General features: G+C 65.2%; 26 protein-coding genes. 10 read left to right on the forward strand and 16 right to left on the reverse strand.

Annotation, left to right across the window (positions count from 1 at the left end):
- Nucleotides 1-116 precede the first annotated feature (116 nt).
- The 4 genes from ACQ5BL_RS06410 to ACQ5BL_RS06425 all read right to left on the reverse strand — a co-directional run bounded on the left by ACQ5BL_RS06410 (nucleotide 117) and on the right by ACQ5BL_RS06425 (nucleotide 2755).
- Nucleotides 117-605: a DinB family protein gene (locus ACQ5BL_RS06410; RefSeq protein ID WP_243807752.1), complete on the reverse strand. Its 489-nt coding sequence runs from the start codon at nucleotides 603-605 to the stop codon at nucleotides 117-119.
- A 163-nt stretch (nucleotides 606-768) separates the two neighbouring features.
- Nucleotides 769-1596: a PhzF family phenazine biosynthesis protein gene (locus tag ACQ5BL_RS06415; RefSeq protein WP_243807751.1), complete on the reverse strand. Its 828-nt coding sequence runs from the start codon at nucleotides 1594-1596 to the stop codon at nucleotides 769-771.
- A gap of 81 nt (nucleotides 1597-1677) precedes the next feature.
- Nucleotides 1678-2307 carry a LysE family translocator gene (locus ACQ5BL_RS06420; protein WP_243807750.1) on the reverse strand — a complete coding sequence of 210 codons (630 nt, stop codon included), beginning with the start codon at nucleotides 2305-2307 and terminating at the stop codon, nucleotides 1678-1680.
- Between the two features lie 43 nt (nucleotides 2308-2350).
- Nucleotides 2351-2755 (reverse strand): VOC family protein, encoded by a 405-nt coding sequence (locus ACQ5BL_RS06425; protein WP_243807749.1) that lies wholly within the window; start codon nucleotides 2753-2755, stop codon nucleotides 2351-2353.
- Nucleotides 2756-2894: 139 nt separating this feature from the next.
- Between ACQ5BL_RS06425 and ACQ5BL_RS06430 the strand changes: the two genes are divergently transcribed.
- On the forward strand, nucleotides 2895-4253 hold the full coding sequence (locus ACQ5BL_RS06430) for a PLP-dependent aminotransferase family protein (protein WP_243807748.1): 1359 nt from the start codon (nucleotides 2895-2897) through the stop codon (nucleotides 4251-4253).
- 17 nt (nucleotides 4254-4270) lie between these two features.
- Here the strand turns inward: ACQ5BL_RS06430 and chrA are convergent, their stop codons facing one another.
- From chrA to ACQ5BL_RS06455, 5 genes are all read right to left on the reverse strand, one after another.
- Nucleotides 4271-5635 (reverse strand): chromate efflux transporter, encoded by a 1365-nt coding sequence (gene chrA / locus ACQ5BL_RS06435; protein ID WP_243807747.1) that lies wholly within the window; start codon nucleotides 5633-5635, stop codon nucleotides 4271-4273.
- Complete coding sequence (locus ACQ5BL_RS06440; protein ID WP_243807746.1) at nucleotides 5628-6569, reverse strand: chromate resistance protein ChrB domain-containing protein; 942 nt, start codon at nucleotides 6567-6569, stop codon at nucleotides 5628-5630. Before ACQ5BL_RS06440 ends, chrA begins: the two co-directional genes overlap by 8 nt.
- Nucleotides 6570-6692: 123 nt before the next feature.
- A complete protein-coding gene (locus tag ACQ5BL_RS06445) occupies nucleotides 6693-7346 on the reverse strand; it encodes a dihydrofolate reductase family protein (RefSeq protein WP_243807745.1) in 654 nt (217 codons plus the stop codon).
- A gap of 230 nt (nucleotides 7347-7576) precedes the next feature.
- Nucleotides 7577-9697, reverse strand: a complete 2121-nt coding sequence (locus tag ACQ5BL_RS06450; protein ID WP_243807744.1) for a TonB-dependent receptor — start codon at nucleotides 9695-9697, stop codon at nucleotides 7577-7579.
- A gap of 102 nt (nucleotides 9698-9799) precedes the next feature.
- Nucleotides 9800-10396 (reverse strand): DJ-1/PfpI family protein, encoded by a 597-nt coding sequence (locus ACQ5BL_RS06455; RefSeq protein WP_243807743.1) that lies wholly within the window; start codon nucleotides 10394-10396, stop codon nucleotides 9800-9802.
- Nucleotides 10397-10690: 294 nt separating this feature from the next.
- On the opposite strand from ACQ5BL_RS06455, the gene ACQ5BL_RS06460 reads away from it, so the two are divergent.
- Complete coding sequence (locus ACQ5BL_RS06460; protein WP_243807742.1) at nucleotides 10691-10984, forward strand: hypothetical protein; 294 nt, start codon at nucleotides 10691-10693, stop codon at nucleotides 10982-10984.
- 134 nt (nucleotides 10985-11118) lie between these two features.
- Here ACQ5BL_RS06460 and ACQ5BL_RS06465 read toward each other — a convergent pair whose 3' ends face one another.
- On the reverse strand, nucleotides 11119-11910 hold the full coding sequence (locus ACQ5BL_RS06465) for an SDR family NAD(P)-dependent oxidoreductase (protein WP_243807741.1): 792 nt from the start codon (nucleotides 11908-11910) through the stop codon (nucleotides 11119-11121).
- 113 nt (nucleotides 11911-12023) lie between these two features.
- Between ACQ5BL_RS06465 and ACQ5BL_RS06470 the strand changes: the two genes are divergently transcribed.
- Nucleotides 12024-12965 (forward strand): GlxA family transcriptional regulator, encoded by a 942-nt coding sequence (locus tag ACQ5BL_RS06470; protein WP_243807740.1) that lies wholly within the window; start codon nucleotides 12024-12026, stop codon nucleotides 12963-12965.
- Nucleotides 12966-13191: 226 nt separating this feature from the next.
- Here the strand turns inward: ACQ5BL_RS06470 and ACQ5BL_RS06475 are convergent, their stop codons facing one another.
- Nucleotides 13192-14085, reverse strand: a complete 894-nt coding sequence (locus tag ACQ5BL_RS06475; RefSeq protein ID WP_243807738.1) for a MerR family transcriptional regulator — start codon at nucleotides 14083-14085, stop codon at nucleotides 13192-13194.
- A gap of 127 nt (nucleotides 14086-14212) precedes the next feature.
- Between ACQ5BL_RS06475 and ACQ5BL_RS06480 the strand changes: the two genes are divergently transcribed.
- The 7 genes from ACQ5BL_RS06480 to ACQ5BL_RS06510 all read left to right on the forward strand — a co-directional run bounded on the left by ACQ5BL_RS06480 (nucleotide 14213) and on the right by ACQ5BL_RS06510 (nucleotide 19748).
- On the forward strand, nucleotides 14213-14683 hold the full coding sequence (locus ACQ5BL_RS06480; RefSeq protein WP_243807736.1) for a PAS domain-containing protein: 471 nt from the start codon (nucleotides 14213-14215) through the stop codon (nucleotides 14681-14683).
- Nucleotides 14684-14779: 96 nt separating this feature from the next.
- On the forward strand, nucleotides 14780-15202 hold the full coding sequence (locus tag ACQ5BL_RS06485; RefSeq protein ID WP_243807735.1) for a nuclear transport factor 2 family protein: 423 nt from the start codon (nucleotides 14780-14782) through the stop codon (nucleotides 15200-15202).
- The gene (locus tag ACQ5BL_RS06490) at nucleotides 15199-15954 is read left to right on the forward strand and encodes an SDR family NAD(P)-dependent oxidoreductase (protein ID WP_243807734.1); all 756 of its coding nucleotides are present in this window, start codon (nucleotides 15199-15201) and stop codon (nucleotides 15952-15954) included. The genes ACQ5BL_RS06485 and ACQ5BL_RS06490 overlap by 4 nt, the downstream gene beginning before the upstream one ends.
- 3 nt (nucleotides 15955-15957) lie before the next feature.
- The gene (locus ACQ5BL_RS06495) at nucleotides 15958-17205 is read left to right on the forward strand and encodes an NAD(P)/FAD-dependent oxidoreductase (protein ID WP_243807733.1); all 1248 of its coding nucleotides are present in this window, start codon (nucleotides 15958-15960) and stop codon (nucleotides 17203-17205) included.
- Nucleotides 17202-18017, forward strand: a complete 816-nt coding sequence (locus ACQ5BL_RS06500) for a DUF1365 domain-containing protein (RefSeq protein WP_243807732.1) — start codon at nucleotides 17202-17204, stop codon at nucleotides 18015-18017. Before ACQ5BL_RS06495 ends, ACQ5BL_RS06500 begins: the two co-directional genes overlap by 4 nt.
- Nucleotides 17989-19257 carry an SAM-dependent methyltransferase gene (locus tag ACQ5BL_RS06505; protein WP_243807731.1) on the forward strand — a complete coding sequence of 423 codons (1269 nt, stop codon included), beginning with the start codon at nucleotides 17989-17991 and terminating at the stop codon, nucleotides 19255-19257. The genes ACQ5BL_RS06500 and ACQ5BL_RS06505 overlap by 29 nt, the downstream gene beginning before the upstream one ends.
- Nucleotides 19257-19748, forward strand: a complete 492-nt coding sequence (locus tag ACQ5BL_RS06510) for a DUF2878 domain-containing protein (RefSeq protein ID WP_243807730.1) — start codon at nucleotides 19257-19259, stop codon at nucleotides 19746-19748. The genes ACQ5BL_RS06505 and ACQ5BL_RS06510 overlap by 1 nt, the downstream gene beginning before the upstream one ends.
- On the opposite strand, the gene ACQ5BL_RS06515 is transcribed toward ACQ5BL_RS06510, so the two are convergent.
- From ACQ5BL_RS06515 to ACQ5BL_RS06535, 5 genes are read right to left on the reverse strand one after another with little or no spacing between them, the layout of a single operon-like run.
- On the reverse strand, nucleotides 19713-19868 hold the full coding sequence (locus ACQ5BL_RS06515) for a DUF2256 domain-containing protein (RefSeq protein ID WP_243807729.1): 156 nt from the start codon (nucleotides 19866-19868) through the stop codon (nucleotides 19713-19715). The genes ACQ5BL_RS06510 and ACQ5BL_RS06515 overlap by 36 nt on opposite strands.
- Nucleotides 19865-21406: a cryptochrome/photolyase family protein gene (locus ACQ5BL_RS06520; RefSeq protein ID WP_243807728.1), complete on the reverse strand. Its 1542-nt coding sequence runs from the start codon at nucleotides 21404-21406 to the stop codon at nucleotides 19865-19867. The genes ACQ5BL_RS06515 and ACQ5BL_RS06520 overlap by 4 nt, the downstream gene beginning before the upstream one ends.
- Nucleotides 21403-21708 carry a DUF6482 family protein gene (locus ACQ5BL_RS06525; protein WP_243807727.1) on the reverse strand — a complete coding sequence of 102 codons (306 nt, stop codon included), beginning with the start codon at nucleotides 21706-21708 and terminating at the stop codon, nucleotides 21403-21405. Before ACQ5BL_RS06525 ends, ACQ5BL_RS06520 begins: the two co-directional genes overlap by 4 nt.
- Nucleotides 21705-22259: a DUF3833 domain-containing protein gene (locus ACQ5BL_RS06530; RefSeq protein ID WP_243807726.1), complete on the reverse strand. Its 555-nt coding sequence runs from the start codon at nucleotides 22257-22259 to the stop codon at nucleotides 21705-21707. Before ACQ5BL_RS06530 ends, ACQ5BL_RS06525 begins: the two co-directional genes overlap by 4 nt.
- Entirely contained in the window at nucleotides 22256-22801 is a 546-nt protein-coding gene (locus ACQ5BL_RS06535) for a chalcone isomerase family protein (RefSeq protein ID WP_430292863.1), read from the reverse strand. Before ACQ5BL_RS06535 ends, ACQ5BL_RS06530 begins: the two co-directional genes overlap by 4 nt.
- Nucleotides 22802-23079: the final 278 nt, after the last annotated feature.

Genomic DNA, 23079 nt, shown 5'->3' on the forward strand with positions numbered 1-23079 from the left:
CACCTCGTTCGTCAGCCGTGCCGTAGTTGAGCCCGAAGCGCCCTGAAACCATGGCCAATCGGCGTATAACGCGGAGCGTTATACGCCCTACGCGGGCTCGCCAATGCGGCAAAGGTTCAGCGGCCCTTGCGATAGTGATCCCGGATGAAGACGGGCAGATCGTTCGACGGCGGCGTAACGGAAACCTGGTACAGCATGTCGCCGACGAAGCCGCGGTGATAGGTGGCGTGGTTGACCAGGTGCAGCACGATTTCTTCCTGTGTCATGGCGCCCTGGCCCCCTCCGACGAACTCGAAATGCACGACCCTGGACAGGTCCTCGGCCGACCAGCTGTCGACGAGATCGATGTACCAGCGGTCCATCGACTGAACCGCATTCCAGAGCTCGCCCAGCGGCGAGGGATGTTCGGTGTTGCGGGCGGTGTAGTGGTGTCTCTTGCCTTGCAGGTGATGCCGGAAGATATCGTCCACCACGTAAACGTGGTTCAGCGTGTGCACCATGTTCCCAAAGCGCGTCTGTCGGGGGCGGAGCGCCTCGCCCTCGGGCAGGTTCATCACGCTGTCGAACGTCAGCCCGTTCGCCCAGGCCTTGTAGCGCACCAGCATTTTCAAGGTGTCTGTGGCGGACGTGGGTGAGCCAGCGGATTCAGCTGGGCTTTGCGGAGCGGAAGGCATGCGTGCGAGTCCTTGCTTGAGCGTTGATGACGTTCTTCAAAGCGGTCCCCGGCGTTGGCCGGGACCCCTGTTCCCGGTGTGGCGTGACTGCCCCTTACGGGAGCCCCTGAAGTCGACCCGTCACCTGGGTATGGGTCTTGCCGCCGATCCAGAATTGGCCGGCGCTGTCGCGAGCCACATGGATGCGCCCATTGCGACCGAGCCGGGTGCCTTGGGCGGCGATATAGGCATCCCTGGCCACGCCGGTGGAGGACAGCCACTGCGCCAGGGAGGCATTGAGGCTTCCCGTGACGGGGTCTTCGACGATGGTGCCCAGGTGATTGTTGAAGAAGGCGCGAACCTCGAAAGCGGCATCGCCCTGGGAATGCGGCCCCACTACGCCAATGTCGATTCTGCCTGGCCAGTGCCGCTGCGGATCGAGGGAGAGTACTTTCTCCGCCGACGCCAGGCGGATTCCCAGCCAGCCGGGGCCGTTGTCGACCCAGGCAGCGTCGAGGACCTCGTGTGGTTCGATCCGCAGGAATCGAATCGCTTCGGTCAACTCTTCGGGCGAGGGAGGGCCGGAACGCATCAGCGCTGGCGCGCCAAAGGACAGCAGCCCCGGTTCGCGGCGAATGGTCACCAGCCCGACGCCGCACTCCTGGACGATTTCCGTCTCTTTCATCGGCGCCCGCCCGCTGGAAAGCCAGGCATGGCAACTGCCCAACGTCGGGTGTCCGGCAAAGGGCATTTCCCTGTCCAGCGAGAATATCCTGACCCTGTAGTCTGCCGCCGGGTGCGTGGGCGATAGCAGGAAGGTGGTCTCCGACAGGTTGAACCAGCGCGTCAGGCGCAGCATCTCCTCGGTCGTGAGCGCATCGGCGCCCATGACGACCGCCAGCGGGTTGCCGGACAGCGGTTCCGCGCCGAACACGTCGATCATTTGAAATTCATGGGTCACAGCACCTCTCCTTGCGTGGGTGATGGCGTAGATCGTGAGGGGGCTAACTGGGCCTCCGCTGCATCAGTCCGGCGATAGCAGAAGCTTCATGCCGGCGACGGCGAACAGCGCCGAGAAGAGTCCCTGAAGCCAGCGGCCGAGCCTGGCGTAGAAGGCAATCATCCGGGCGGTGGAGAAGATGACGGCGTAGCCGCCGAATATCAGGACCCCGAGCACAGCGCAGCCGCCGATGATCGCCGGCAGGGTGCCGCTGGGGGCATCCGCCTGGAGCCCAATCGACATGATCGACATCCACGACGTGATCGCCTTGGGGTTGCCGATGTGCATGAGGACGCCCTGGCGGTACAGGGGCAGATAGCGCGGCGGCGTTCGTGCCGCGCCGACACCGGTGAACTCCGGGATCGGCTGCAGGGCGGACCTGCCGGCGCGCATCGCCAGGTAGAGCAGGTAGAGGCCGCCAAGCACCTTGATGACGACAAGTGCCTCGGCATAGGCCGCCAGCAGGGTGGATATGCCGGTTGCGGCGAGGACCGCCCAGCAGAGCGAACCGGTCATGACCCCGCAGGCAAGGATTAGGGCGGGGATGCGCCCGTCCCGCATGGCCGTTCCCATGATTGCCATGTTGCTCGGGCCGGGACTTGCGGCGGCGAGGAAGTAGGAGCCGAAGGCGAGGACGATCGGGTTGCCGGTCATTGGGGCATCCTCCGGATCGCCTGCGGTGCTTCCGCTGACCCATTCATGCCGTGAGGTCTCCGCGATAGACGATGTGAACCTTGTTGCCGTCGGGATCGCGCAGGTAAGCGCCGAAATAGCCCTCGCCATAGTGAGGGCGCGGTCCGGGCGCGCCCTCGTCCGTTCCGCCATTCGCAAGACCCGCTGCATAGGCGGCTTCCACCGCCGTTTCCGAGGTAGCCAGAAAGGCCACCATGCTGCCGTTGCCCACCGTCGAGGGTTCGCCATTGCGCGGGATGTAGACATAGAAACGCGGCAGCGGGGCTGTCGCCGTCACCCAGCAGAGCGCCGGCGGTCCGCCATCGGGCGTGACGGCACGGCGCTTCAGGCCGAGCGGTGCGAGGGTGGCGTCATAGAAGCGGCCGGCCCGCTCAAGGTCGTGCGCGCCGACGGTCACATGGCTGAACATCTGGCTCTCCGTTGCCCCCGTCATCGCAGCGAGGCTGTTGGTGAAACGGTGAATGTCGCAGACCACCCTAATGCACGTTACACTTTTGATCTATTTAAATAGTGTCACGCGACACTATTAGTCATTCCGGACGCTAAACATGCTTCTTCAATCACCCTGGACACCGCGCCTGGCGGAGATCGATGCGAGTGCAGCCGAGCGGCTGGTACGGGCACTGGCCGACGACATCATCGAGGGATCACTGAAGGGCGGCGACCGCCTGCCTGCCCATCGCGATCTCGCCTGGCAGCTGGGGGTTGGCCTGGGCACGGTGACGAAGGCCTATGCAGCCCTCGAACGGCGTGGCCTGGTGCGCAGCGTCAAGGGCCGGGGCATGTTCGTGGCGATCCGCCAGGCCCATGAGGACCGGGAGATCGATCTTTCCTCCAATGTGCCGCCGGCCATGCTGTCGGCACGCCTGCTGGCACGGACCCTGGCCGGCGTCGCGCGGCAGATCGATGCCGATCATCTCAATCTCTACTCGCCACCCGCCGGACACCTGGAGCATCGGCGCCTGCTGGCGCGCTGGCTTGAAACACTCGGGGTCACGGTCGACCCGGCGAATCTGGCGCTGACCAGCAATGCCCGCCAGGCCATTGCGCTGGCTTTCGATCTCGCCTGCGGCCCCCATGGCGTGATCCTCACCGAGCGCGTCACCTATCCCGGCGCAATCGCGCTGGCGCGGCGCAAGGGCTATCGGATGCAGGGCGTCGCGATCGACGCGGAAGGGATGCTGCCGGAGGCGCTCGCGGAGGCTCTGCAAGGCCTTGCTTCCACCGGCAACAGAGTGGTCTACCTCACTCCGACGCTGCACAACCCGACCACGGCAACCATGGGTGTGGCGCGCCGGCAGGCGATCGTCGAGGTCTGTCGCAGGGCGGGCGCCTGGATTATCGAGGATGGCGTCTATGCCCTGGGGTCACCCGTGGCGCCAACGCTTGCTGCGTTGGCTCCCGAGCGCGTCTTCCACGTCAACGGGCTGTCCAAGTCCATCGGCCCCGGACTCAGGATCGGTATGCTCACGCTGCCGGCGGAAATGACTGCCGCGGCGCAGGAACTCCTGCAGGACATCCCGATGGCGCCGTCGCCGCTGTCCTGTGCCGTGGTGGAGGAGTGGCTATCCAGCGGCGTCATCGCATCCATTCCGCAGGACCTGCGCCATGAGGCACGCCGCCGGTCGAGCCTGGCGGTTTCGCTGCTCGGCGCGGTCGGGCTCATTGCGCATCCGGATGCCTATCACCTCTGGCTGCCGATGCCGCGCGCCGCTGCCGATCGCCTGGCGGCAGCGGCCGCTGCGGTGGGCATCAGGGTGACGCCGCCCGAATCGGTCATGGTCGGCCGCAGCGACCCGGAGTCAGGCATTCGCCTTTGTCTGGGGGGGCCGTCCCTCGAAGACCTGACGCAAGGACTGACGCTTCTGGCCCGGCTGATGACGAGCCCCGCCGTCTCGCCCGCCTGAAGCCCGGACGGCGGGTTTCACCCGCGCAACAAATGCACCGCCAGCCCCGCCAGCGCGCAGGCGACCAGCACCTGGATCACGCCGCGCTTGAAGCGGAACAGCGCCACCGCCGCCGCGATGGCGATCAGGGCCGAGGGCCAGTCGAAGCCGCCGCCGAAGCCGTTCGGCCAGAGCACGTGATAGCCGAAGAACAGCGCCAGGTTGAGGATCACACCGACCACGGCGGCGGTGATGCCGGTCAGCGGCGCGGTGAATTTCAGTTCGTTGTGTGTCGACTCCACCAGCGGGCCGCCGGCGAGGATGAACAGGAAGGACGGCAGGAAGGTGAACCAGGTGACCAGGCTCGCGGCGATGGCGCCGGCGAGGAAGGGATGGTCCGCGCCGAACATCGGGTGCAGGTAGCCGCCGACGAAGCCGACGAAGGCCACCACCATGATCAGCGGCCCCGGCGTGGTTTCGCCCAGGGCCAGGCCGTCGATCATCTGCGTGGGCGACAGCCAGCCGTAATGACCGACCGCACCCTGGTAGACATAGGGCAGCACCGCATAGGCGCCGCCGAAGGTGAGCAGGGCGGCCTTGGTGAAGAACCAGCCCATCTGTGTCAGTGTTCCGTTCCAGCCGAATGAGGCCGCGAGCAGCCCCATGGGCAGCAGCCACAGCGCGGCGCCGACCAGCGCCAGGCGCAGCAGGTGGGACCAGCGGAAGCGCGCATGCTCGGGCGTGGGGGTGTGGTCGTCGATCAGCGCGGGGCCGTAGCTGGTCTTCGCCGCCCCGTGGCCGCCGCCGATGACGAACTTGTCCGGCAGCAGCCGCCCGCCGAAGTAACCCAGGACCGCCGCTGCCAGCACGATGACCGGGAAGGGCACGTTGAGGGCGAAGATGGCGACGAAGGAGGCCGCCGCGATGGCCCACAGCCAGGCGTTCTTCAGCGCCCGCGAGCCGATGCGGTGGGCCGCATGGACGACGATGGCAGTCACCGCAGGCTTGATGCCGTAGAAGATGCCCGCCACCACCGGCACCTCGCCGAAGGCGATGTAGATCCACGACAGGCCGATCAGGATGAACAGCGACGGCAGCACGAACAGACCCCCGGCGATCACGCCGCCCCAGGTCCGGTGCATCAGCCAGCCGATGTAGGTGGCGAGCTGCTGGGCCTCCGGCCCCGGCAGCACCATGCAGTAGTTCAGGGCGTGGAGGAAACGTCGCTCGCTGATCCAGCGGCGGCGCTCCACCAGCTCCTGGTGCATGATCGCGATCTGTCCCGCCGGGCCGCCGAAGCTGATGAAGCCCAGCTTCAGCCAGAACAGGAAGGCCTCGAACAGGCCGATGGCGGCCACGGCCTCGGGCGCCTTCCCGGCGGTGGGTACGGTGGAGTCAGTCATGGTTTTTCTCGTCGTTGGCGAAGGCGGTCAAAAGGCCGTTGAAGAGGCTGCCGGCTGCCTGCAGCAGTTGATCGTCATCGACGATGCTGTCGCGCAGGCCGGCCAGGACGCGCTCGATCCCCGAGGCTTCCGGCGGCTGGTTGCCACCGACATCCAGGTAGTGCACGACGGCGGCGATGCGCAGCAGGGCCGGGCTTTCCAGCTGGAAGCTGGCCAGCAGGGTCTCGAAGGTGACGCGCTGCCCGACATGGCTGAAGGCGGCGCCGTCGAAGTCGAAGCCCAGCGCGTCGGCCGGGCAGTCGTGAGGAGCATCGAGCCAGAGGATTTCTGCCGTGGGATCGATGAAGCGTCGAATCAGCCAGGCGCTGGCGAGGCGGTCGACCCAGGGACGCTTGCGCGTGGCCCAGCGGCGGCCCTGGAAGTCTGCGCGAGCCAGCGGCGCGATGGGGTCTTCATGGCTGCTAGGCTCGTCCGCGGAGAGGGCGCGGCTGATGGCGGTCTCCAGCGCCTGCAGGGCCGACTCGGTGAGCTGCCTGGCTTCACCGGGGAAAAAGTCGATGGCCGCCAGTTGGCCGAACGCCTTGCGCAACTTGCGGACGTGCCGCGCCGTTTGCAGGGCGTTTTCACCTGTCAGTTCGCCCAGGCAGTTGGCGATGTCCTCGCGCAGCCGGGCGTACTCCTCGCCGCGGTCGAACAGCGCCATGAAGCGCTCCTCGGGCTCGCGGATCGAAACCAGATAGGCCGTGCCATTGATGGCGAGCACCTCGCGCTCGATGGCTTCGAGGGCTTCGCGCCCGGCGGCGTGGTCGGGCAGCAGGTAGACGCCGTCGCGAAGCACTGCCGAGCCGCAGGCCTTGAGTGCTCGCCAGGCGCGCATGCGCTCGGTTGCGTTGGCAGTGGGGAGACCGAGCACCAGGAGGAGCCAAGTGTTCATGTAGAGTATTCAACTGATTTGGTTGATATCTCTACTATATTATGGCTTTGGCTGGACGGTAAGTAGGCGCGGCACCTGTTTCATCCTGCACCTGCCGCGCAACAGGGCAGACGCGCAGCCGGTCTAGCCGGCCGTGCGCCGCAGGACGACGTGCGTGGCCTTCTGCGAGGCGACGAATTCAACGCATTCATAGCCCAGCGCCCGTAAATCGAGCCCTTCGAGCAGCGACTCGCCCCGGCCGAGCAGCACCGGCGAGATGGCCATGTGCAGTTCGTCGATGAGGCCCTCGCGCAGGTACTGCCGGATCGTTTCCGCCCCGCCGCCGATGCGTACGTCCTTTTCGCCGGCGGCCTTGCGCGCACGGTCGAGCGCCTCGCGAATGCCCCCGGTGATGAAGTGGAAGGTGGTGCCGCCTTCCATCTCGATGGGAGGGCGCGGGTAGTGGGTCAGGACGAAGACCGGAACGTGATAGGGCGGGTTGTCGCCCCACCAGCCTTTCCAGTCGGTGTCCGCCCATTCCCCGCGAATGGGGCCGAACATGTTGCGTCCGAGAATCCAGGCGCCGACGTTGTGGAAGCCTCGGGCGGCGAAGTCGTCGTCGACGCCGGTGGTGCCGTCGTCGTTGCCGAACAGGGCCCGCTGGAAGGTGCGTGTCGGGACCAGCCACTGGTGCAGTTCCGTCCCGCCGATACCCAGTGGATTGTCGATGTCCTGATCAGGGCCGGCACCGTACCCGTCGAGCGAGACGGTGAAGCCTTCAACGCGAACCCGTGTCATGGTTTGCCTCCGTCTGGACGCTGGCGGCTGGTCGATGGGCGCCGGCGTTCGGTCATGTTCACTGATGGGACGGCTCGCGCGTCAGTGCTTCTACGGCGAGCCGTGTCGAGATCAGGACAATGTAGCGGACGGCATGGCGGGGTGCTGTGTTCGCACCGATGCCCGGTTGCGAGAGTGGGTGGGAGCAGGGCGCCGCTGCACTGTGCAAACGTAGCGGCACCCAGGGTGGACTAGAAGCGGTAGTTCAGGCTGGCTTCGAGGGTCCGGGGGGCGCCGGGGGTGATCAGGTCCACCGAGCCGTGCGCGGAGACGTAGTAGTCACGGTCGAAGACGTTCTTCAGGCGCAGCGCCATGTCCCAGTGCGGCACGCTGTAGAACAGGGCGGTATCGAAGGTGGTGTAGCTGGGCATCACCACGTTGTTGTCCAGCGAGGTGTAGCGGTCGTCGACGTAGTTGGCTCCGGCGGCGACGCGCCATTGCGGGTCGAGCGTCCGCACCAGCCAGAGGTTGGCGCTGTTGCGCGGTGTGAGCGACGGCACCTGGCCTTCGTTGGGAACGCCGTTGGTCTTGCTGTTGGACTTGGTGATTTCCGCGTCGAGGTAGGCATAACCGGCATAGACCTGCCAGTTGTCCGCCAATTGCCCGCTGATCGTGGCTTCGAAACCGTCGGTGCGTTGTTCGCCGGCCAGGATGGTCAGGTTCGGGTTCGCCGGGTCGGCAGTCTTCATGTTGGTGCGTTCCAGACGGAAGATCGCCGCGGTGATCGACAGGCGATTGTCCAGCAGGTCCCACTTGGTGCCGATCTCGTAGTTGGTGGTTTCCTCGGGTTCGAGGTTCTCGTTCGCCGGGCTGACCGCGAACACTTCGCCGGAGGGCTGATAGCTGCGGCTGACGGACACGTAGTAGGACTGGATCGGGTTCGGCTGGTAGACCAGGCCGGCGCGCGGGCTCCAGGTCTTGTCGGTGCGGTCGAGGTCGACGTTCTGCACGCGCTCGTCGTCATATTCCTGGCCGAAGATGTCGTAGCGCACGCCCAGCAATGCCTTCCACTGGTCATTCAGCGTGATCAGGTCCTGCACGTAGAGGCCAGTGGTGTTCTGCGAGTTGGAGCCCTTGGACGTCAGGTTGGCGGCGTGTTCCGGGACCGGAACCAGGCCATCGCCGAATACCGGGACCTGGGCCACGTTGTTCTGGCTGAACACGCGCTGGTGCTTGTCCTGGTAGCCCACTTCGACGCCGTACAGCAGGTTGTGCTCCATGCCTGCCAGTGCTTCGCGCTGCTTCAGCTCGGTCTGGTTGAACACGCCGTACTCGTCACGCGCCACGTTGCCGCGATTGAGCTTTACCAGCAGTTCGCCGTCCGGCGCGGTGACGAAACGGGTCGGGCTGCTGTCGGCCAGGGTGTTGTTGCGGTCCAGGTCGTAGCGGTAGAAGCGGGTGGTGTTGACCAGGCTGAGGTCGTCGTTGATCTGGTAGTTCAGCCCGGAGGTGAGCGAGAACACTTCGCTGCGGGCGTAGTCCTGGTCCGGATCGCCGGAGCCGAAGCGCTTGTCGCGGTCGACATCCACCGGGCGGTCGCCCAGGGCGGGGATGCCGAAGTCGATCAGCCGCTTGTCATACAGGTAGCTGGCGCCGAGGTTCAGTTCCAGGTCGTCGGAGAGCCGGAAGTAGGCCGAGGGCGCGAGCGCCTTGCGGTCGATGTAGCCATCGTCGCGATAGGTGTCGCTGTCCTCGAAGGCGCCCGTGACGCGATAGGCCTGGTTGGTCTGCGGGTCGGCCCAGCCGGTATCGAACTGCGTGCGACGCTCGCCCTCGCTGCCGACGCTCATGCCGATCTCGTGCTTGGGCGCGAAGCCCGGGGTCTTGGAGATGCTGTTGATCAGGCCGCCGGACGAGCCACGGCCATAGAGCACGGCGGCGGGGCCCTTGATGACCTCGACGCGCTCGATGTTGGATAGGTCGCGGAAATACAGGGCATCGTCCCGGATGCCGTCGATGTACATGTCGCCGATCGCGCTGAAGCCGCGGATGGTGACCTGGTCGCGTTGCCCGTCGCCATTGGAGAAGCCGACGCCGGGGACGTTCTTCAGCACGTCTTCCATGGACCGGGCGCCCTGGTCTTTGATCACGCTTTCCGGCACGACGTTGACGGTCTGGGGGATGTCGCGCAGGGGCGCGTCGATCTTCAACGCACTTTTGCTATCGCCGGGGTTGTAGCTTTCCTGATCGTAGGCGCTGGTGACGGAGGTCGCCGGGAGGGCCAGGGTGTCCTGGGATTCAGCGTAAGCGGTGGGGAAGACCAGCAGACCCAGCATCGAGAGGGATGCCGGGGCAACAGACTTTTTTGCCATGGGGTACGACTCGTTGTTTTTGTGAAATTTACAAATAGTAATTATTCGTAAATACGAATCGTAAGTAAATGATAGCATTTCGTTTTTATGGTGCCCCGTCTTCTAGACAAAGGGTGCAATGTTCTCCAGCGCGCGGCTGACATACAGCTCCTTCTCACCCACTGGCGCGGCATGGAACAGCACGCTTCTGGCAACCTCCACATCCGCCAGACGGGCAATGAACCAGGCCGCCAGGTATTGGGAGGAGAGGCAGCCACCCGCCGTCGCCACATTTCCCTTCGCGGTGAATGGCCGGTCGATGACCGCGATGCCCGCTTCCTCCACCCAGGGCTTGGTGACCAGGTCCGTGCAGGCGGGAACGCCGTCCAACTGCCCGAGCTTGGCCAGGATGAGCGTTCCCGAGCACTGTGCCCCCAGCAGTTGACGCGCAGGGTCGAACCGCAGCCGCGACATCAACTCCGGGGTCGCGACCAGGTCTCGGGTTCGGATTCCACTGCCGATCAGCACGGCGTCCGCCTGACACGCGTCCTCCAGGGAGGATTGCGCCTCCAGCACCAGCCCATTCATCGAGCGCACCGTTTTCTCCGGGCTCGCGATCGATACGTGCCAGTCCGGGCGCTTCACGCGATTGAGCAGGTTGAAGGTAATCAGCGAATCCAGTTCGTTGAATCCGTCGAGGGTCAGGATAGCGATGTGCATGGTGTTCTCCCGCGAGATCAGGGGGCGTGTAGCTGGAGTGCAGGCCAGCTATTCAGTGCAAGGTAATCCGTTGAGCATCGCGTCGATATCTCTCCGGCACCGCTTTGTATTCCATTGTGTCCGTGGGCGGCTCTGACATCCGGGGACATGGCAACAGCTCTTTTCGACACCCTGGAGATACCTCGACGGCCTTCAATAGGCCCCATCAGGACATCGTCGTACGCCACGGAGCACAACTCCTGGAGTGCCTTCGATCCTGTCCCGATTCCCCTTTTACGCTCGAGGATCAATGCCATGAAACAGCTGAAAACCTGCCTGACCGCCATCGCCTTTGTTCTTGCCGGTGCCGCCGTCCATGTGAATGCTGCCGAGAAAGGTTGCCCGGGCGGCAACCTCTGCTTCCAGCTGGCCCCCCTGGCCGGCAAGACTGAAGCACCGCAACTGGCCGAAGAGGGCTTCAGCCGAACTCCCCTGGGCATGCAGCAGAACCCGGCGGCGCCGGCTCAGCAGACCCTGGCCGCGGACGGCTCCGGCAAGACCCCGCTGGGCAAGCAGCTGATGGGCCAGCAGGTGTCCGACGCAGCCTGACGTGATAAGGAGAGGGGATGGATCGCCGTGGCGGCTTTCCATCCCGCAACCCGGCTAAGCACGTGCCAGCCCGCTACGTTCCCAGCTCCGGCACGGGGCCAACCGCCAGCGGCAGCCCCGCGTCTGTTGCGGGCTTAGGCCGTATAGCGGCTCGCCGGAACGCTCGACGACAGGTTCGGCATCAGCTTCTGCCGCGCGGCTTCATAGGCTGCCAGGTCGGCGATATCCGGCAGCGCCGGGATGGTGGCGAACTCGCCCAGGTCGAGCCCGACCAGCGCCGCGTCCACCATGTCTTCCGCCTTCATGACGATGGCGCTGGGCAACTGCTCCACGGGTTTGCCGGAAGCCGCCCAGAAATCGGTGGCCGTCGCACCGGGAAGGACCACCTGGACCCGCACGTTGTGGTCCTTGAGCTCGCTGTGCAGCGACTGGCTGAGCGCGAGTACGAAGGCCTTGGAGGCGCCGTAGACGCCATTCAGGACTTCCGGGGCGATGGCAACGATGGAGGCGATATTGATCAGGGTGCCGCCGCCGCGTGCGACGAAGCCCGGAATGGTCGCGTAGGTCAGGCGGGTCACGGCGTTCACGTTGAGGGTGATCAGGTCGTCCAGTTTGTCGATGTTCGATTCGAGCAGCGGGCGGGTGGCGCCGATGCCGGCGTTGTTGACCAGCAGGGTGATGCTGGCATCCGTCCGCAGGATCTCCTCCACTCGCGCCAGGTCCGCCTTGTCGCCCAGGTCGGCAACCACGACCTCGACGGAGCGTCCCGTCTCGTCGGTCAGGCGCCTGGCCAGGGCATTGAGCAATGTCGCGTTGCGGGCTACCAGAATCAGGTCGTAACCGCGGCGGCTGAGGCGGTCGGCGTAGATCGCGCCGATGCCGGAGGAAGCGCCGGTAATGAGTGCGGTACCCAGTTTCTTCGTCATGGCTGTCTCCAGTGGGAGGGGTGGTTGTGCTCCCTGTCTGGAAAACATCCTATTGCTTGTTGGGTTGTCCTGAATGACATATAAGACACTTTTCAGGACATGGTGAATTCCCTATGCACAGCATCGGTTTCGTCATCTTCCCTGGCTTCCAGGTCATGGGGCTCACGGCCATCACCGCGTTCGAGATCGCCAACCTGACCCTTGGCAAACCGGCCTATGACGTCATGTTGCTGTCGGAGGAGGGCGGGCTGGTGCCTTCCTCGGCGGGCTTCCGCGTTGAAACCGAAGCCTTCGGCGGCCGCACCTTCGATACCGTGATGTTCGGCTCCGGTACCCGCATCCTGCCGGTCTCTCCGGGGCTCGCCAGCTTCGTGCGGCAGTCGATGGAGTCGGCACGAAGAGTCGCCGCACCTTGCGTCGGGGCCTTCGTCCTGGCCGAAAGCGGAGTGCTCGATGGCCGGCGGGCAACGACGCACTGGCTCTACGCGAAGGAACTGCAGGAGCGGTTTCCCGGCGTGAAAGTCGAGTCCGACCGGATCTACATCATCGACGGCCCGGTGTGGACCTCCGCCGGCATGACCGCCAGCATCGACCTGGCGCTGGCCATGATCGAGAAGGACCACGGCCTCGAAACGGCCCGCACCGTCGCCCGCAAGCTGGTGGTCTATCACCGCCGTGCGGGCGGCCAGTCGCAGTTCTCGGTGCTGCTGGAGCTCGAACCGAAGTCCGATCGCATCCAGCAGGCGCTGGACTACGCCCGGCGCAACCTGAGGAACACCCTTAGCGTGGAGGAGCTGGCGGAAGTCTCCCACCTGAGTCCGCGCCAGTTCAGCCGGGCATTCAGCGCGGAGACCGGCCAGTCGCCGGCCAAGGCGGTGGAGCACCTGCGGGTCGAGGCGGCGCGAATGCTGCTTGAAGACAGCGGGCATCCCGTCGAAGTCATTGCCAGGGAGACGGGCTTCGTCGACCGCGAGCGGATGCGGCGCGCATTCCTGCGCACCATCGGGCAGACGCCGCAATCGGTTCGGCGAAGTGGAATGCCAGCGGCCCGATGAGTGGCGGGTGAGGCCTTTCACTTGAGCCGCGACGGCGGCAAACGACCCAAAGCTGCCGTTTAGACTGGAGGAAATAAATCTGTCCCCTGTTGGGGGCAAAACCCATCAAGTTGGCTCCAGCGACGACGCTGCGCCCCCTGGGCTTGGAGATCCCAATTTCAAACCGGATTCGAAGTACGCACCGATATATGGGCGCTTAGACGGAACTGGTTTCCTGAGTAGTGACTCAGAGCTGCAATTTTCCCTGCACTAAAGCGCGCAGGCGCTGCCGAGCACTGGCCGGGCTGTTGCCGAGATCGGCGAGCGGGATGTCGCGCAACGCGCTCGCTAAGTCCTGCGCCGCCTCGCCGGTCACTGCCAGCGGGCAGTCGATAGCCAGTTGCAGGCGCTCCAGGCGTTTGAGCCCTTCGCTGGTTAGCGCGACATGGGCCAAAAGCACCAGGGCAGCCGGTTGCATCGCTTGGCAGAGCAGTGGCAATTCCTCCAGTGGCGCGCCCGGTGAAAGGGTTCGAACCTGGACTCCATCGTCGCTGAGCAGAAGTCCCGTTGCCAGCAACTCGAACTCCCGAAGGTTTCCCGTGGCGTCCGAGAGCAGGACACAGGCTTCGCTGGGACGGCTCATCTGCAGGCGCATGAGGACGCGGGCGCGCAGGAAGGCATCGAGAAACAGCCACTGGCTGCGCGCGCCAAAGGCATTGAGGGTCAGGAGGGAGCGCCACAGTGGCAGGAGGATATCCTCCAGCAGGGTGAGGAGCGGATAGAGGCTGTAGGCCTGGCCGTAGAGATGATCGAGTGCGTCCAAGTCGTATGCCGCGCTGGCCCGCTCGAACGCTTCGCGCCATTGCTGCAGTTCGTCGCCGGCCTGCTCCGGTTCCTGATGCTTGGATTTGGCGAGGAGTTCGCCGATCTTGCCGACCGCCATACCCCGGCCGGACCAGAGCAGGATGTCCTGGATGGTCTGCAGATCGCTGCGAGTATAAAGGCGGTGGCCTCCCTCGGTGCGTATCGGATTCACCAGGCCGTAGCGTCGCTCCCAGGCGCGCAGGGTCACCGGATTGACGCCGGTGAGGCGCACGATCTCACGCATGGGCAGCAGGTCGGAGTCGAGAATGTCGTTCATGGCGCGGCCAGGGGAGGCGAAGATGCGCAGATTGTAAACCAGCGCCGGCGCTCATGGCCGCGCTGGGCATCGCGAAGCGCGCCGACTACCCTAGGCGGATGATTCCAAACCGGACGGGAACGCCGCCATGATCAACGCCAAGCTGCTGCAATTGATGGTCGAAGCCTCCAACGACGGTGTCGTGGTGGCCGAGCAGGAGGGCGATGACAGCATCCTGATCTACGCCAATCGCGCCTTCGAGCGCCTGACCGGCTATGCCGTGGATGACATTCTCTACCGCGATTGCCGGTTCCTCCAGGGCGCCGAGCGTCAGCAACCAGGGCTGGCGGCCATCCGCGAAGCCATACGCAGCGGCCAGCCCTGCCGCGAGGTGCTGCGCAACTTCCGCAAGGATGGCACGCCGTTCTGGAACGAACTCTCCATCACGCCGGTGCGCAACGAGGCGGATCACCTGACCTATTTCATCGGCATCCAGCGCGATGTCAGTACCGAGATGGCGGCGCTGGAGCGAGTCAGACAACTGGAGGCGGAGGTGGCTGAGCTCAAGCGTCAATTGGCTCTCGCCGATCCGGGAAGGAGCAATTCCTCACCCCAATAGCTGTACAATTTTTCTTGATTTGTACAATTTTTCCCGTAGGCTTCGACTATACCTGTACAGAATCTTATGTTTGTACAGAAATTGTCGGAGCCTCCCATGTCTTCGTTCCTGCAGTCCTTCGCCGAACGTTTCGCCACCCTCGATGCCTCGAACCTGCACCGGCTGGATGAGCTCTATGGCCAGGATGTGCACTTCCAGGACCCGCTGCACCAGGTGCAAGGGCTCGCCGAGCTTCGGCGCTACTACGAGTCGCTTTACGTCAATGTTCGTGAGCTGCGCTACGACTGCCATGGTTTTGACCAGGTCGCGCAGGGCAACGGATACCTGCGCTGGACTTTGCACTTTCGCCACGCGAGGCTGGCCGGCGGCCGACTGATCTCACTCGATGGTTGCAGCGCCCTGCGATGGAGCGCGCGGGTCGATTACCACCGGGACTATTTCGACGCTGGAGCGCTGCTTTACGAACATCTGCCGGTATTGGGCAGCGTCATCGGCTGGCTCAAGCGGAGGCTGGCATGAGCCGCGTCTGGCTGACCGGGGCCAGCAGCGGCATGGGCGCTGCCGTGGCTGATCGGTTGCTCGCGGACGGTCACCATCTGGCGGTGACGGCGCGTCGGGTGGAATCGCTCGAGGCCCTGGCGCAGCGCTATCCGGGGCAGGTGCTGAGAGTCGCCGCGGATATCGCAGACGCGGACCAGGTCTGCGCGGCAGCCCGCTCCATCGAGCAGGCGTGGGGCGGTCTGGATCGCGTCATCTTCAATGCCGGAACCTGCGAATACCTGGAGCCTGGACTCTTCAGCGCCGCCGTGGTGCAGCGCGTTGTCACGACCAATCTCGTCGGGACGGCGAATTGCATCGAGGCCGCGTTGCCTTTGCTTCGCAACGGCCAGCGCCCGCATCTGGTGGTCATCGGCAGTGCGGTGACCTGGCTGGCCCTGCCGCGCGCCGGTGCCTACGGTGCCTCCAAGGCGGGCTTGCGGTACCTGGTGGAGTCGTTGCGGATCGATCTGGCGGAGGAGGGTATCGACCTCACCCTGGTCAGCCCTGGGTTCGTCGACACACCGCTGACTCGGCGCAATGACTTTCCGATGCCGATGCTGTGGCCAGCCCGGCGCGCCGCCGAACATATCGTCGCGCGGCTGGATTCCCGCCCTCTGGAGATCGCCTTCCCGTTTGCCTTCGTTCTGGCGCTGAAGCTGTCAGGCATGCTGCCGGCACGCTGGCGCCTTGGCCTGGGTCGGCGGCTGGCGCGCCCGCAGGAGGATGTCTGAGCCATGCGCATCGCGATCATCGGCAGCGGCATCTCCGGGCTGACCTGTGCCTACCTGCTGGCCCGTCGGCATGAGGTGACCGTCTTCGAGGCCTCCGACTGGATCGGCGGGCATACCCATACCGTCGACGTCGACTGGCAGGGGCGGCGCTACGCCGTGGACACCGGGTTCATTGTCTACAACGACTGGACCTATCCGCGTTTCATTCAGCTGATGGAGCACCTGGGCGTCGCCTCGCGGCCTACGCAGATGAGCTTCTCGGTGCACGATCCGGCCAGCGGGCTGGAGTACAACGGCCATGACCTGAACACGCTGTTCGCCCAGCGGCGCAATCTGCTGTCTCCGGGCTTCTGGGGAATGCTGCGGGACATCCTGCGATTCAATCGTACGGCCCTCGAGGATCTGGCCCAGCAGCGCATTCCGGCATCCTTGACGCTGGGCCGCTATCTGCGCGCCGGTGGCTACGGCGCTCGCTTCATCGACCATTACATCGTACCCATGGGCGCAGCCATCTGGTCGATGCCGCGGGAGCGCATGCTGGATTTCCCGCTGCAGTTCTTCCTGCGCTTCTTCGCCAATCACGGTCTGCTTTCCGTCAGCGATCGGCCTCAGTGGCGGGTGGTGGCGGGTGGTTCACGGAGCTACGTGGCCCCCCTGAGCGCGAGTTTTCGCCAGGGCATACGGTTGTCTTGCCCGGTGCGACGGGTCAGGCGGGACTGGCAGGGCGTGGAGGTGCTCAGTGCCGCCGGCTGCGAACGCTTCGACAAGGTGGTATTCGCCTGTCACAGCGACCAGGCCCTGGGCCTGCTGGATTCCCCTGCGCCGCAGGAGCGAGAGGTCCTCGGCGCGCTGACTTACGCCAGCAACGAGGTCGTCCTGCACACCGACACGCGCCTGCTACCCGGACGAAGTCGTGCATGGGCGAGCTGGAACTACCGGCTCGGCGGACCGACGCAGGCGCCGGCCGCGTTGACCTACAACATGAACATTCTGCAGGGCATCGAGGCGCCGGTGACCTTCTGCGTCAGTCTCAACCAGAGTGAGCAGATCGATCCCGCCAAGGTGCTGGCGCGCTTCGACTATGCACATCCCCAGTTCAGTCTGGCGGGCGTGGCGGCACAGCTCCGCCGCGCCGAGTTGCAGGGGCGTCAACACAGCTACTTCTGCGGTGCCTACTGGGGCAACGGCTTCCACGAGGACGGCGTGGTCAGCGCATTGGAAGTGGCCGATCACTTCGGAGAGCGGCTGTGAACAGCAGCCTCTGCCGTGGCTGGGTCAGCCATCGGCGGCTGCTGCCGCGGCTGCATGCCTTTCGCTATCCGGTCGGCATGGTCCTGCTGGACCTTGCGGAACAGCAGCAGTTGCTGCAGCTTTCGCCACTGCTGCGCGCTACCCGGTTCGCGCCGCTGAGCTGGGTTGAGCGCGACTATCTGCCGGCATGGACGCGCCAGGGGCTGCCGCTGGTGGAGGCGGTACGTCGCCTGCTGCGTGAGGCCCTGGGCGAGGCGCCCGCGGGGCGAATCGAACTGCTGACCCAACTGCGCAGTTGGGGGCTGTGGTTCAACCCGGTCAGCTTTTATTTCTGCCATGACGCCGATGGCCGCCTGGCCGCCATTCTTTGCGAGGTGCGCAACACGCCCTGGCGGGAGCGCTTTCACTATGTGTTTCCGGTGACGCCTGGCGCATTGCGGGAGTTCGCAGTGGCGAAAGCGTTTCACGTTTCTCCCTTCCTGCCCCGGCACATGCAATACCGCATGCGTTTCCTGATCGAGGAGTCGCGCCTGCACGTGCACATGGAGAACTGGCGTGAGGAGCAGTTGATATTCCAGGCCAGCCTCGACCTGCAGCGGCAGACGCTGGACGCTCCTGCGCTACGCCGCCATCTGCTGGCGTTCCCCTGGATGAGCCTGCGCACCGCCACCGCCATCTACTGGCAGGCCCTGCGCCTGCTGCTCAAACGCATTCCCCTGCACGACCACCAGGCAAGCGACGATCACCTGAGTGTCGGGCACATCGCACAGAAGGAGTCCGACCATGACCGAACCCACCCTGAGCGCCAGTAAGACCGGGGCTGCAGCCCCGCTGGCGGGAAGCCTGCTGCGCCAGGCCGTCGTGGGGCGGCTGCGGCTGTTGCGCCAGGGCTGGTTGCAGGTGCGTCAGGGGGAAAGCGTGATGGTTTTCGGTGACCGGCTCAGCCCGTTGCGCGCGGTGATCGAGGTGCGGGACGAGGCGGTGTGGGGCATGGTCGCCTGCAACGGTTCGATCGGCGCGGGCGAGGCCTACATCCAGGGCTACTGGAGCAGCCCGGACCTGGCGGCGGTGACCCGCCTGTTCGTTGCCAACCTGGACGCGCTCGATGCGCTGGAGGGCGGGCTGGCCAGGCTGGGGCGCCCGGCGCTCAAACTGTTGCACTGGCTGAACCGAAACAGCCGGCGCGGTTCGCAGCGCAACATCATGGCCCATTACGATCTGGGCAACGACCTGTTCGAGCGCCTGCTCGATCCTACCTTGATGTACTCCTCGGCGATCTTCTCAAGCCCCGAGCAGAGCCTCGAACAGGCACAACTGCAGAAGCTCGATGTCATCTGCCGCAAGCTGGACCTGCGGCCGGAGGACCACCTGCTGGAAATAGGCACCGGTTGGGGCAGCCTGGCGCTCTACGCGGCAACGCATTATGGCTGTCGCGTGACGACGACGACGCTCTCCCGCGAACAGTACGCCTGTGCCGAGCGACGCATCCGTGATTGTGGTCTGGAGGGCCGCGTCACGCTGCTGCTTGAGGACTATCGCGACCTGCGCGGGCGCTTCGACAAGCTGGTCTCCATCGAAATGATCGAGGCCGTCGGCCATCGCTATCTGCCCGAGTACTTCCGTTGCTGCGCGGCGCTGCTCAAGGACGACGGACTGATGCTGCTGCAGGCCATCACCATTCGCGACCAGCGCTACGAGCAGGCCTGTCGCTCGGTCGACTTCATCCAGCGCTACATCTTCCCCGGCGGCGCGCTGCCATCGATCACCGTACTGTTGCAGACCGCCACCCGCCACACGCGTCTCAACCTCGTGCAGCTCGAAGACTTCGCCACCGACTATGCCCGCACGCTGCGGCATTGGCGCGAGAACTTGCGCCAGTCGCGCGCAGAGCTGCTGGAGCTCGGTTATGACGAGCACTTTCAGCGCCTGTGGGAGTTCTACCTGTGCTACTGCCAGGGTGGCTTCGAGGAGCGCGCCATCGGCGTGGCGCACCTGCTCTGGGCCGGGCCGGCCGCACGCAAGGCGGTCCTGGTGGATCACCTGGAAGCCTGATGTCCCGCCGCGGTTGGCTGATTGGCAATGCGCTGTGGCTGCAGCTGGGGTGGTGGGGATGCGTGCTGGGTGCGCAATACATTGCCTGGCTTGTGGCGGTGGCGGCCGGCCTGATCGTGCATCTCTGGCTGTGTCGGCAAAGGGCAGGGGAGTGCCAGGCAATTCTCAGTGTTGGCGCGGCGGGCTGTGTGCTGGATGTGCTGTTGGGTGTGCTTGGCCTGTTCGATTTTCACGGCGAAATCCTGCCGGCATGGCTGGCCTTGCTCTGGTTGGTGTTCGCCAGCGGCCTACGGCACTGCCTCGCTTGGGCCGCGACCCCAACATGGCGGGGAAGCCTGTTGGGTGCAGCGGGTGGGCCGCTGGCCTACTGCGGCGGCGCAGCGCTGACCGGCGTCGGCCTGCCCTGGGGCGCCGGCGCCACAGCCGGGGTATTGGCGCTGGTCTGGGCCGCCTGGTTACCCTTGATGCTGAAGCTGGCGCTTCGCGGGTGAACGCCGGCAGCGCTCGGAACAATAACGGACTTCATTCCAGCATCTTGCCCAGCGTCGCCGCCAGATGAAGGGGCGGCCGCAGACCGCGCAGGTCTTTTCCGGCAGGTGGGCTTTCTTCATAGCGGCAACCCCGCGTCCAGGCGTCCCAGCAGCGCCTCGCCGCGTTGCCAGAGGGCGAGGCAGCGTTCTTCGCCCATGCGCTGCAGGTTCCGGTAGGGCATGGCCAGGCGAGGGTTGCGGCCGAGCTGGTCGCGGTGGCGCATGAGGAAGTGCCAGTAGAGCGCGTTGAATGGGCAGGCGTCGTCTTCCGTGGCATGGTCCACTCGGTAGCGGCAGGCGCCACAGTGATCGGACATCCGCTGGATGTAGCGGCCGCTTGCGCAGTAGGGTTTCGACCCGAGGTAGCCCCCGTCGGCGTGCATCACCATGCCCAGCGTGTTGGGCAGCTCGACCCAGTCGAAGGCGTCCAGGTAGACCGCCAGGTACCAGTCGCAGATGGCCGCCGGCGCGATGCCCGCCAGCAGGGCGAAGTTGCCGGTGACCATCAGCCGCTGGATGTGGTGTGCGTAACCCAGCTCCAGGGTCTGGCCGATCGCCTGGGCCATGCAGCGCATGTCCGTTTTGCCGCTCCAGTAGAATTCGGGCAGCGGCCGGCGATTGCCGAAGCCGTTGAGCTGCGCATAATCCGGCATGCGCAGCCAGTAGATGCCACGGACGTATTCGCGCCAGCCGATCAGCTGGCGGATGAAGCCCTCCGCCGCGTTGAGCGGGGCCAGCCCCTGGCGATAGGCGTCCTCGACGTCCGCCGCCAGTTGGCGAACGTCGAGCAGACCGATGTTCAGCGCGGCGCTGATGCGCGCATGGAAGAGGTAGGGCTCGCCCTCGGCCATGGCGTCCTGATAGTCGCCGAACGCTGGCAGGGCGAACGCCAGGAAGTGCTGCCAGAGTTCCCGGGCCTGCCCGTGCGTTACCGGATAGTCGAAGCGGTCGAGGCGACCGTAATGGCTGCTGAACCGTTCGGCTACTAGTGTCATCACTTCGCGGGTAATGGCGTCCAGGCCGAAGCGCGCCGCGAACGGCCCCGCCATGCCGCGGGGGAGTGGCTTGCGGTTGTCGGCGTCGAGGTTCCAGCTTCCGCCCACGGGATGGCCATCGGGCGCCATCAGCAGGCCGGTGCGCCGGCGCATCTCATGGTAGAAGTGCTCCATGCGCAGCGACCGGCGATTGCCCGCCCAGCGGGCGAATTCGGCCCGGGAGCAGAGAAAGCGGCGATCTTCGTGCCAGGCTAGCGGCACCCCGCACCGGCGCAGCGCCTGCTCCAGGCGCCACTCGCCGCATTCGGTGAAATGCACGGCCGGTTCACCCAGGGCGGCGTGCCAGCGAAGCACTTCGCCGGCGATGCTGCCGCTGTTGTCGGCATCGTCCAGCTGGGTGTAGATCACTCGCCAGCCGCGTTCCCGCAATGCCTGGGCGAAGTGGCGCATGGCGCTGAAGATGATCACGATCTTCTGCGGGTGATGGGGCACGTAGCGTGCCTCCTCATTCACCTCCGCCATGAGGATCGCGTCCAGGGCCGGATCCAGGGCATCGAACAGCGACAGATCGAAGCTGAGCTGGTCGCCCAGCAGCAGCCCCAACCGCCGAACCTTGAGTGTCACGGCGAGGGCTCCAGGGAGAGCGGGATGCGCAGGGGCTGCACGCTCGCTTCACGGACGGCGCCCATCTCGTCATGGGCGCAGTGCTGGATCAGCTCGCAGGGTAGCGGCCCAAGCGCGGCCAGCAGGGTACGGGCCTGGCGGGTGGAGCGCAGATGCAGCACCTGCCCGCTCTCGTCGCAGAGCAGTTTCAGGCCGTTGGCCTGGCGCACCTGGACGATGTAGAAGCCGCCTTCCAGGGAGACGACTTCAAGGCCGTCGATCAGGCCGGCCGACGCGGCCTCATGGAGTTCCTGCAGCGTCATTCGAGGCTCCCCGGTGCGCCGGCCCGACGGCGGAAGAACAGCGTCACCTGGCCAAGCTCGAAGCCCAACTTGCTCATGCTCGAGCGATTGATCAGCGTGTCTTCGTCCATGAGGTACATCCAGTCGTCGAAGCTCACTTCCCAGGTCCGGCCATCCACGTCCAGGTTCAGGCGATAGCGCCAGCGCAAGGCATTGCCGGCGACCTGCCCGGACGCCTCGCCGACGACATCGGCGGCGCGCCCACGCCAGCGCCCCTGTCCTTCCGGCGTCAAGGTCCAGACCCGCTGCTGGCGGGTGCCATCGCTATACAGGAAGCGCTCGTCGAGGATCAGCCGCTCGCCCTCGCGGCGGCTGGTGATATCCACCTTGAAACGCTTGACGACTTCGCCCGACGGCTTCTGGAAAATGCCCCAGGCCAGCACCGGGCCGGAGAAGAATGCCGGCAGGTCCAGCGCAGGGCGCTGCGCGTCATATCTCTCGATCCCGACGTTGCCGCAACTGCCCAGCAGGAGGCAGCACGAAAGCAGGAGCCAGCGGAAGTTCAGCTTCATGGTTCGTCCACTCCGTTCGAGCCCAGCAACTCCCGGCGCAGTTCGGGATTGCGTGTACGTCGGTCCAGCCAGATCGAAAAGAACGCCCGGGCGAATGCGTTATCCGTCACTGCGTACCGAAACCTTCCGTCGACGTAGAACCGGCAGCCTTGTCCAGGCAGGTAGATACCGGTGATCCTCTGCCCGGCGCGCACATCGACGAAGGCCTTGCGCATTTCGCCGGCCCAGCGGGTCAGCAAGCCCTCGTCATGGGTACCCAGGCGGCGCATTTCATCGATGCTGCTTTGCACTAGCGTGTCCCGCGAGAGTGCTCGTCGATAGGCCAGTTCCAGCGCGAAGGAGTGTTCCCATCCGGCCGGCCTGGCCGTGCTCCAGAGGCTCGCCTGGTAGACCGAAACGCCGTACCAGGTGAACTGCCCTTGGCCGATCTGCACGGCGCCCGGCAGGTCCTGCTGCCAATCCGCGCATCCAGGCGCGCTCCAGAAGCCGCAACACAGCGACATGCTCAGGCCAACGGCACGAGGGAGAAGTGACAGGCGCATCGGGACTCGCTCATCGTCTGTTCACATAATAGTTGTACATAATTTTATAAATGTACAGATTTTGCGATGAGGCGATCCTGCTTCGCAGGCCCGTGATTCCTCCTGCGTGGAGCCTGGCAGTAGGTGGTACTTGGCTGCGGGATTCACCTGGATCGCTTCATCTGAGGCGAACCGGCGTCCGGGTATGAATTGCACCTGGGCTTTTTTCAGTGGTGTCAGTCGTGCCCTGACAACGCCTGCCTATCCAGCTTGATCCGCGGTGGTCGACTCTGGACGAT

This window comes from Pseudomonas sp. B1-22 (genome assembly GCF_050474425.1).
Classification (GTDB): Bacteria; Pseudomonadota; Gammaproteobacteria; order Pseudomonadales; family Pseudomonadaceae; genus Pseudomonas.

Excerpts from the sequence above, each read along its gene's own strand:
- ACQ5BL_RS06410 (WP_243807752.1), bottom strand. The coding sequence starts at position 605 with ATGCTGGTGCGCTACAAGGCCTGGGCGAACGGGCTGACGTTCGACAGC.
- ACQ5BL_RS06415 (WP_243807751.1), bottom strand. The coding sequence starts at position 1,596 with ATGATCGACGTGTTCGGCGCGGAACCGCTGTCCGGCAACCCGCTGGCG.
- ACQ5BL_RS06420 (WP_243807750.1), bottom strand. The coding sequence starts at position 2,307 with ATGACCGGCAACCCGATCGTCCTCGCCTTCGGCTCCTACTTCCTCGCC.
- ACQ5BL_RS06425 (WP_243807749.1), bottom strand. The coding sequence starts at position 2,755 with ATGTTCAGCCATGTGACCGTCGGCGCGCACGACCTTGAGCGGGCCGGC.
- ACQ5BL_RS06430 (WP_243807748.1), top strand. The coding sequence starts at position 2,895 with ATGCTTCTTCAATCACCCTGGACACCGCGCCTGGCGGAGATCGATGCG.
- chrA (WP_243807747.1), bottom strand. The coding sequence starts at position 5,635 with ATGACTGACTCCACCGTACCCACCGCCGGGAAGGCGCCCGAGGCCGTG.
- ACQ5BL_RS06440 (WP_243807746.1), bottom strand. The coding sequence starts at position 6,569 with ATGAACACTTGGCTCCTCCTGGTGCTCGGTCTCCCCACTGCCAACGCA.
- ACQ5BL_RS06445 (WP_243807745.1), bottom strand. The coding sequence starts at position 7,346 with ATGACACGGGTTCGCGTTGAAGGCTTCACCGTCTCGCTCGACGGGTAC.
- ACQ5BL_RS06450 (WP_243807744.1), bottom strand. The coding sequence starts at position 9,697 with ATGGCAAAAAAGTCTGTTGCCCCGGCATCCCTCTCGATGCTGGGTCTG.
- ACQ5BL_RS06455 (WP_243807743.1), bottom strand. The coding sequence starts at position 10,396 with ATGCACATCGCTATCCTGACCCTCGACGGATTCAACGAACTGGATTCG.
- ACQ5BL_RS06460 (WP_243807742.1), top strand. The coding sequence starts at position 10,691 with ATGAAACAGCTGAAAACCTGCCTGACCGCCATCGCCTTTGTTCTTGCC.
- ACQ5BL_RS06465 (WP_243807741.1), bottom strand. The coding sequence starts at position 11,910 with ATGACGAAGAAACTGGGTACCGCACTCATTACCGGCGCTTCCTCCGGC.
- ACQ5BL_RS06470 (WP_243807740.1), top strand. The coding sequence starts at position 12,024 with ATGCACAGCATCGGTTTCGTCATCTTCCCTGGCTTCCAGGTCATGGGG.
- ACQ5BL_RS06475 (WP_243807738.1), bottom strand. The coding sequence starts at position 14,085 with ATGAACGACATTCTCGACTCCGACCTGCTGCCCATGCGTGAGATCGTG.
- ACQ5BL_RS06480 (WP_243807736.1), top strand. The coding sequence starts at position 14,213 with ATGATCAACGCCAAGCTGCTGCAATTGATGGTCGAAGCCTCCAACGAC.
- ACQ5BL_RS06485 (WP_243807735.1), top strand. The coding sequence starts at position 14,780 with ATGTCTTCGTTCCTGCAGTCCTTCGCCGAACGTTTCGCCACCCTCGAT.
- ACQ5BL_RS06490 (WP_243807734.1), top strand. The coding sequence starts at position 15,199 with ATGAGCCGCGTCTGGCTGACCGGGGCCAGCAGCGGCATGGGCGCTGCC.
- ACQ5BL_RS06495 (WP_243807733.1), top strand. The coding sequence starts at position 15,958 with ATGCGCATCGCGATCATCGGCAGCGGCATCTCCGGGCTGACCTGTGCC.
- ACQ5BL_RS06505 (WP_243807731.1), top strand. The coding sequence starts at position 17,989 with ATGACCGAACCCACCCTGAGCGCCAGTAAGACCGGGGCTGCAGCCCCG.
- ACQ5BL_RS06510 (WP_243807730.1), top strand. The coding sequence starts at position 19,257 with ATGTCCCGCCGCGGTTGGCTGATTGGCAATGCGCTGTGGCTGCAGCTG.
- ACQ5BL_RS06515 (WP_243807729.1), bottom strand. The coding sequence starts at position 19,868 with ATGAAGAAAGCCCACCTGCCGGAAAAGACCTGCGCGGTCTGCGGCCGC.
- ACQ5BL_RS06525 (WP_243807727.1), bottom strand. The coding sequence starts at position 21,708 with ATGACGCTGCAGGAACTCCATGAGGCCGCGTCGGCCGGCCTGATCGAC.
- ACQ5BL_RS06530 (WP_243807726.1), bottom strand. The coding sequence starts at position 22,259 with ATGAAGCTGAACTTCCGCTGGCTCCTGCTTTCGTGCTGCCTCCTGCTG.
- ACQ5BL_RS06535 (WP_430292863.1), bottom strand. The coding sequence starts at position 22,801 with ATGCGCCTGTCACTTCTCCCTCGTGCCGTTGGCCTGAGCATGTCGCTG.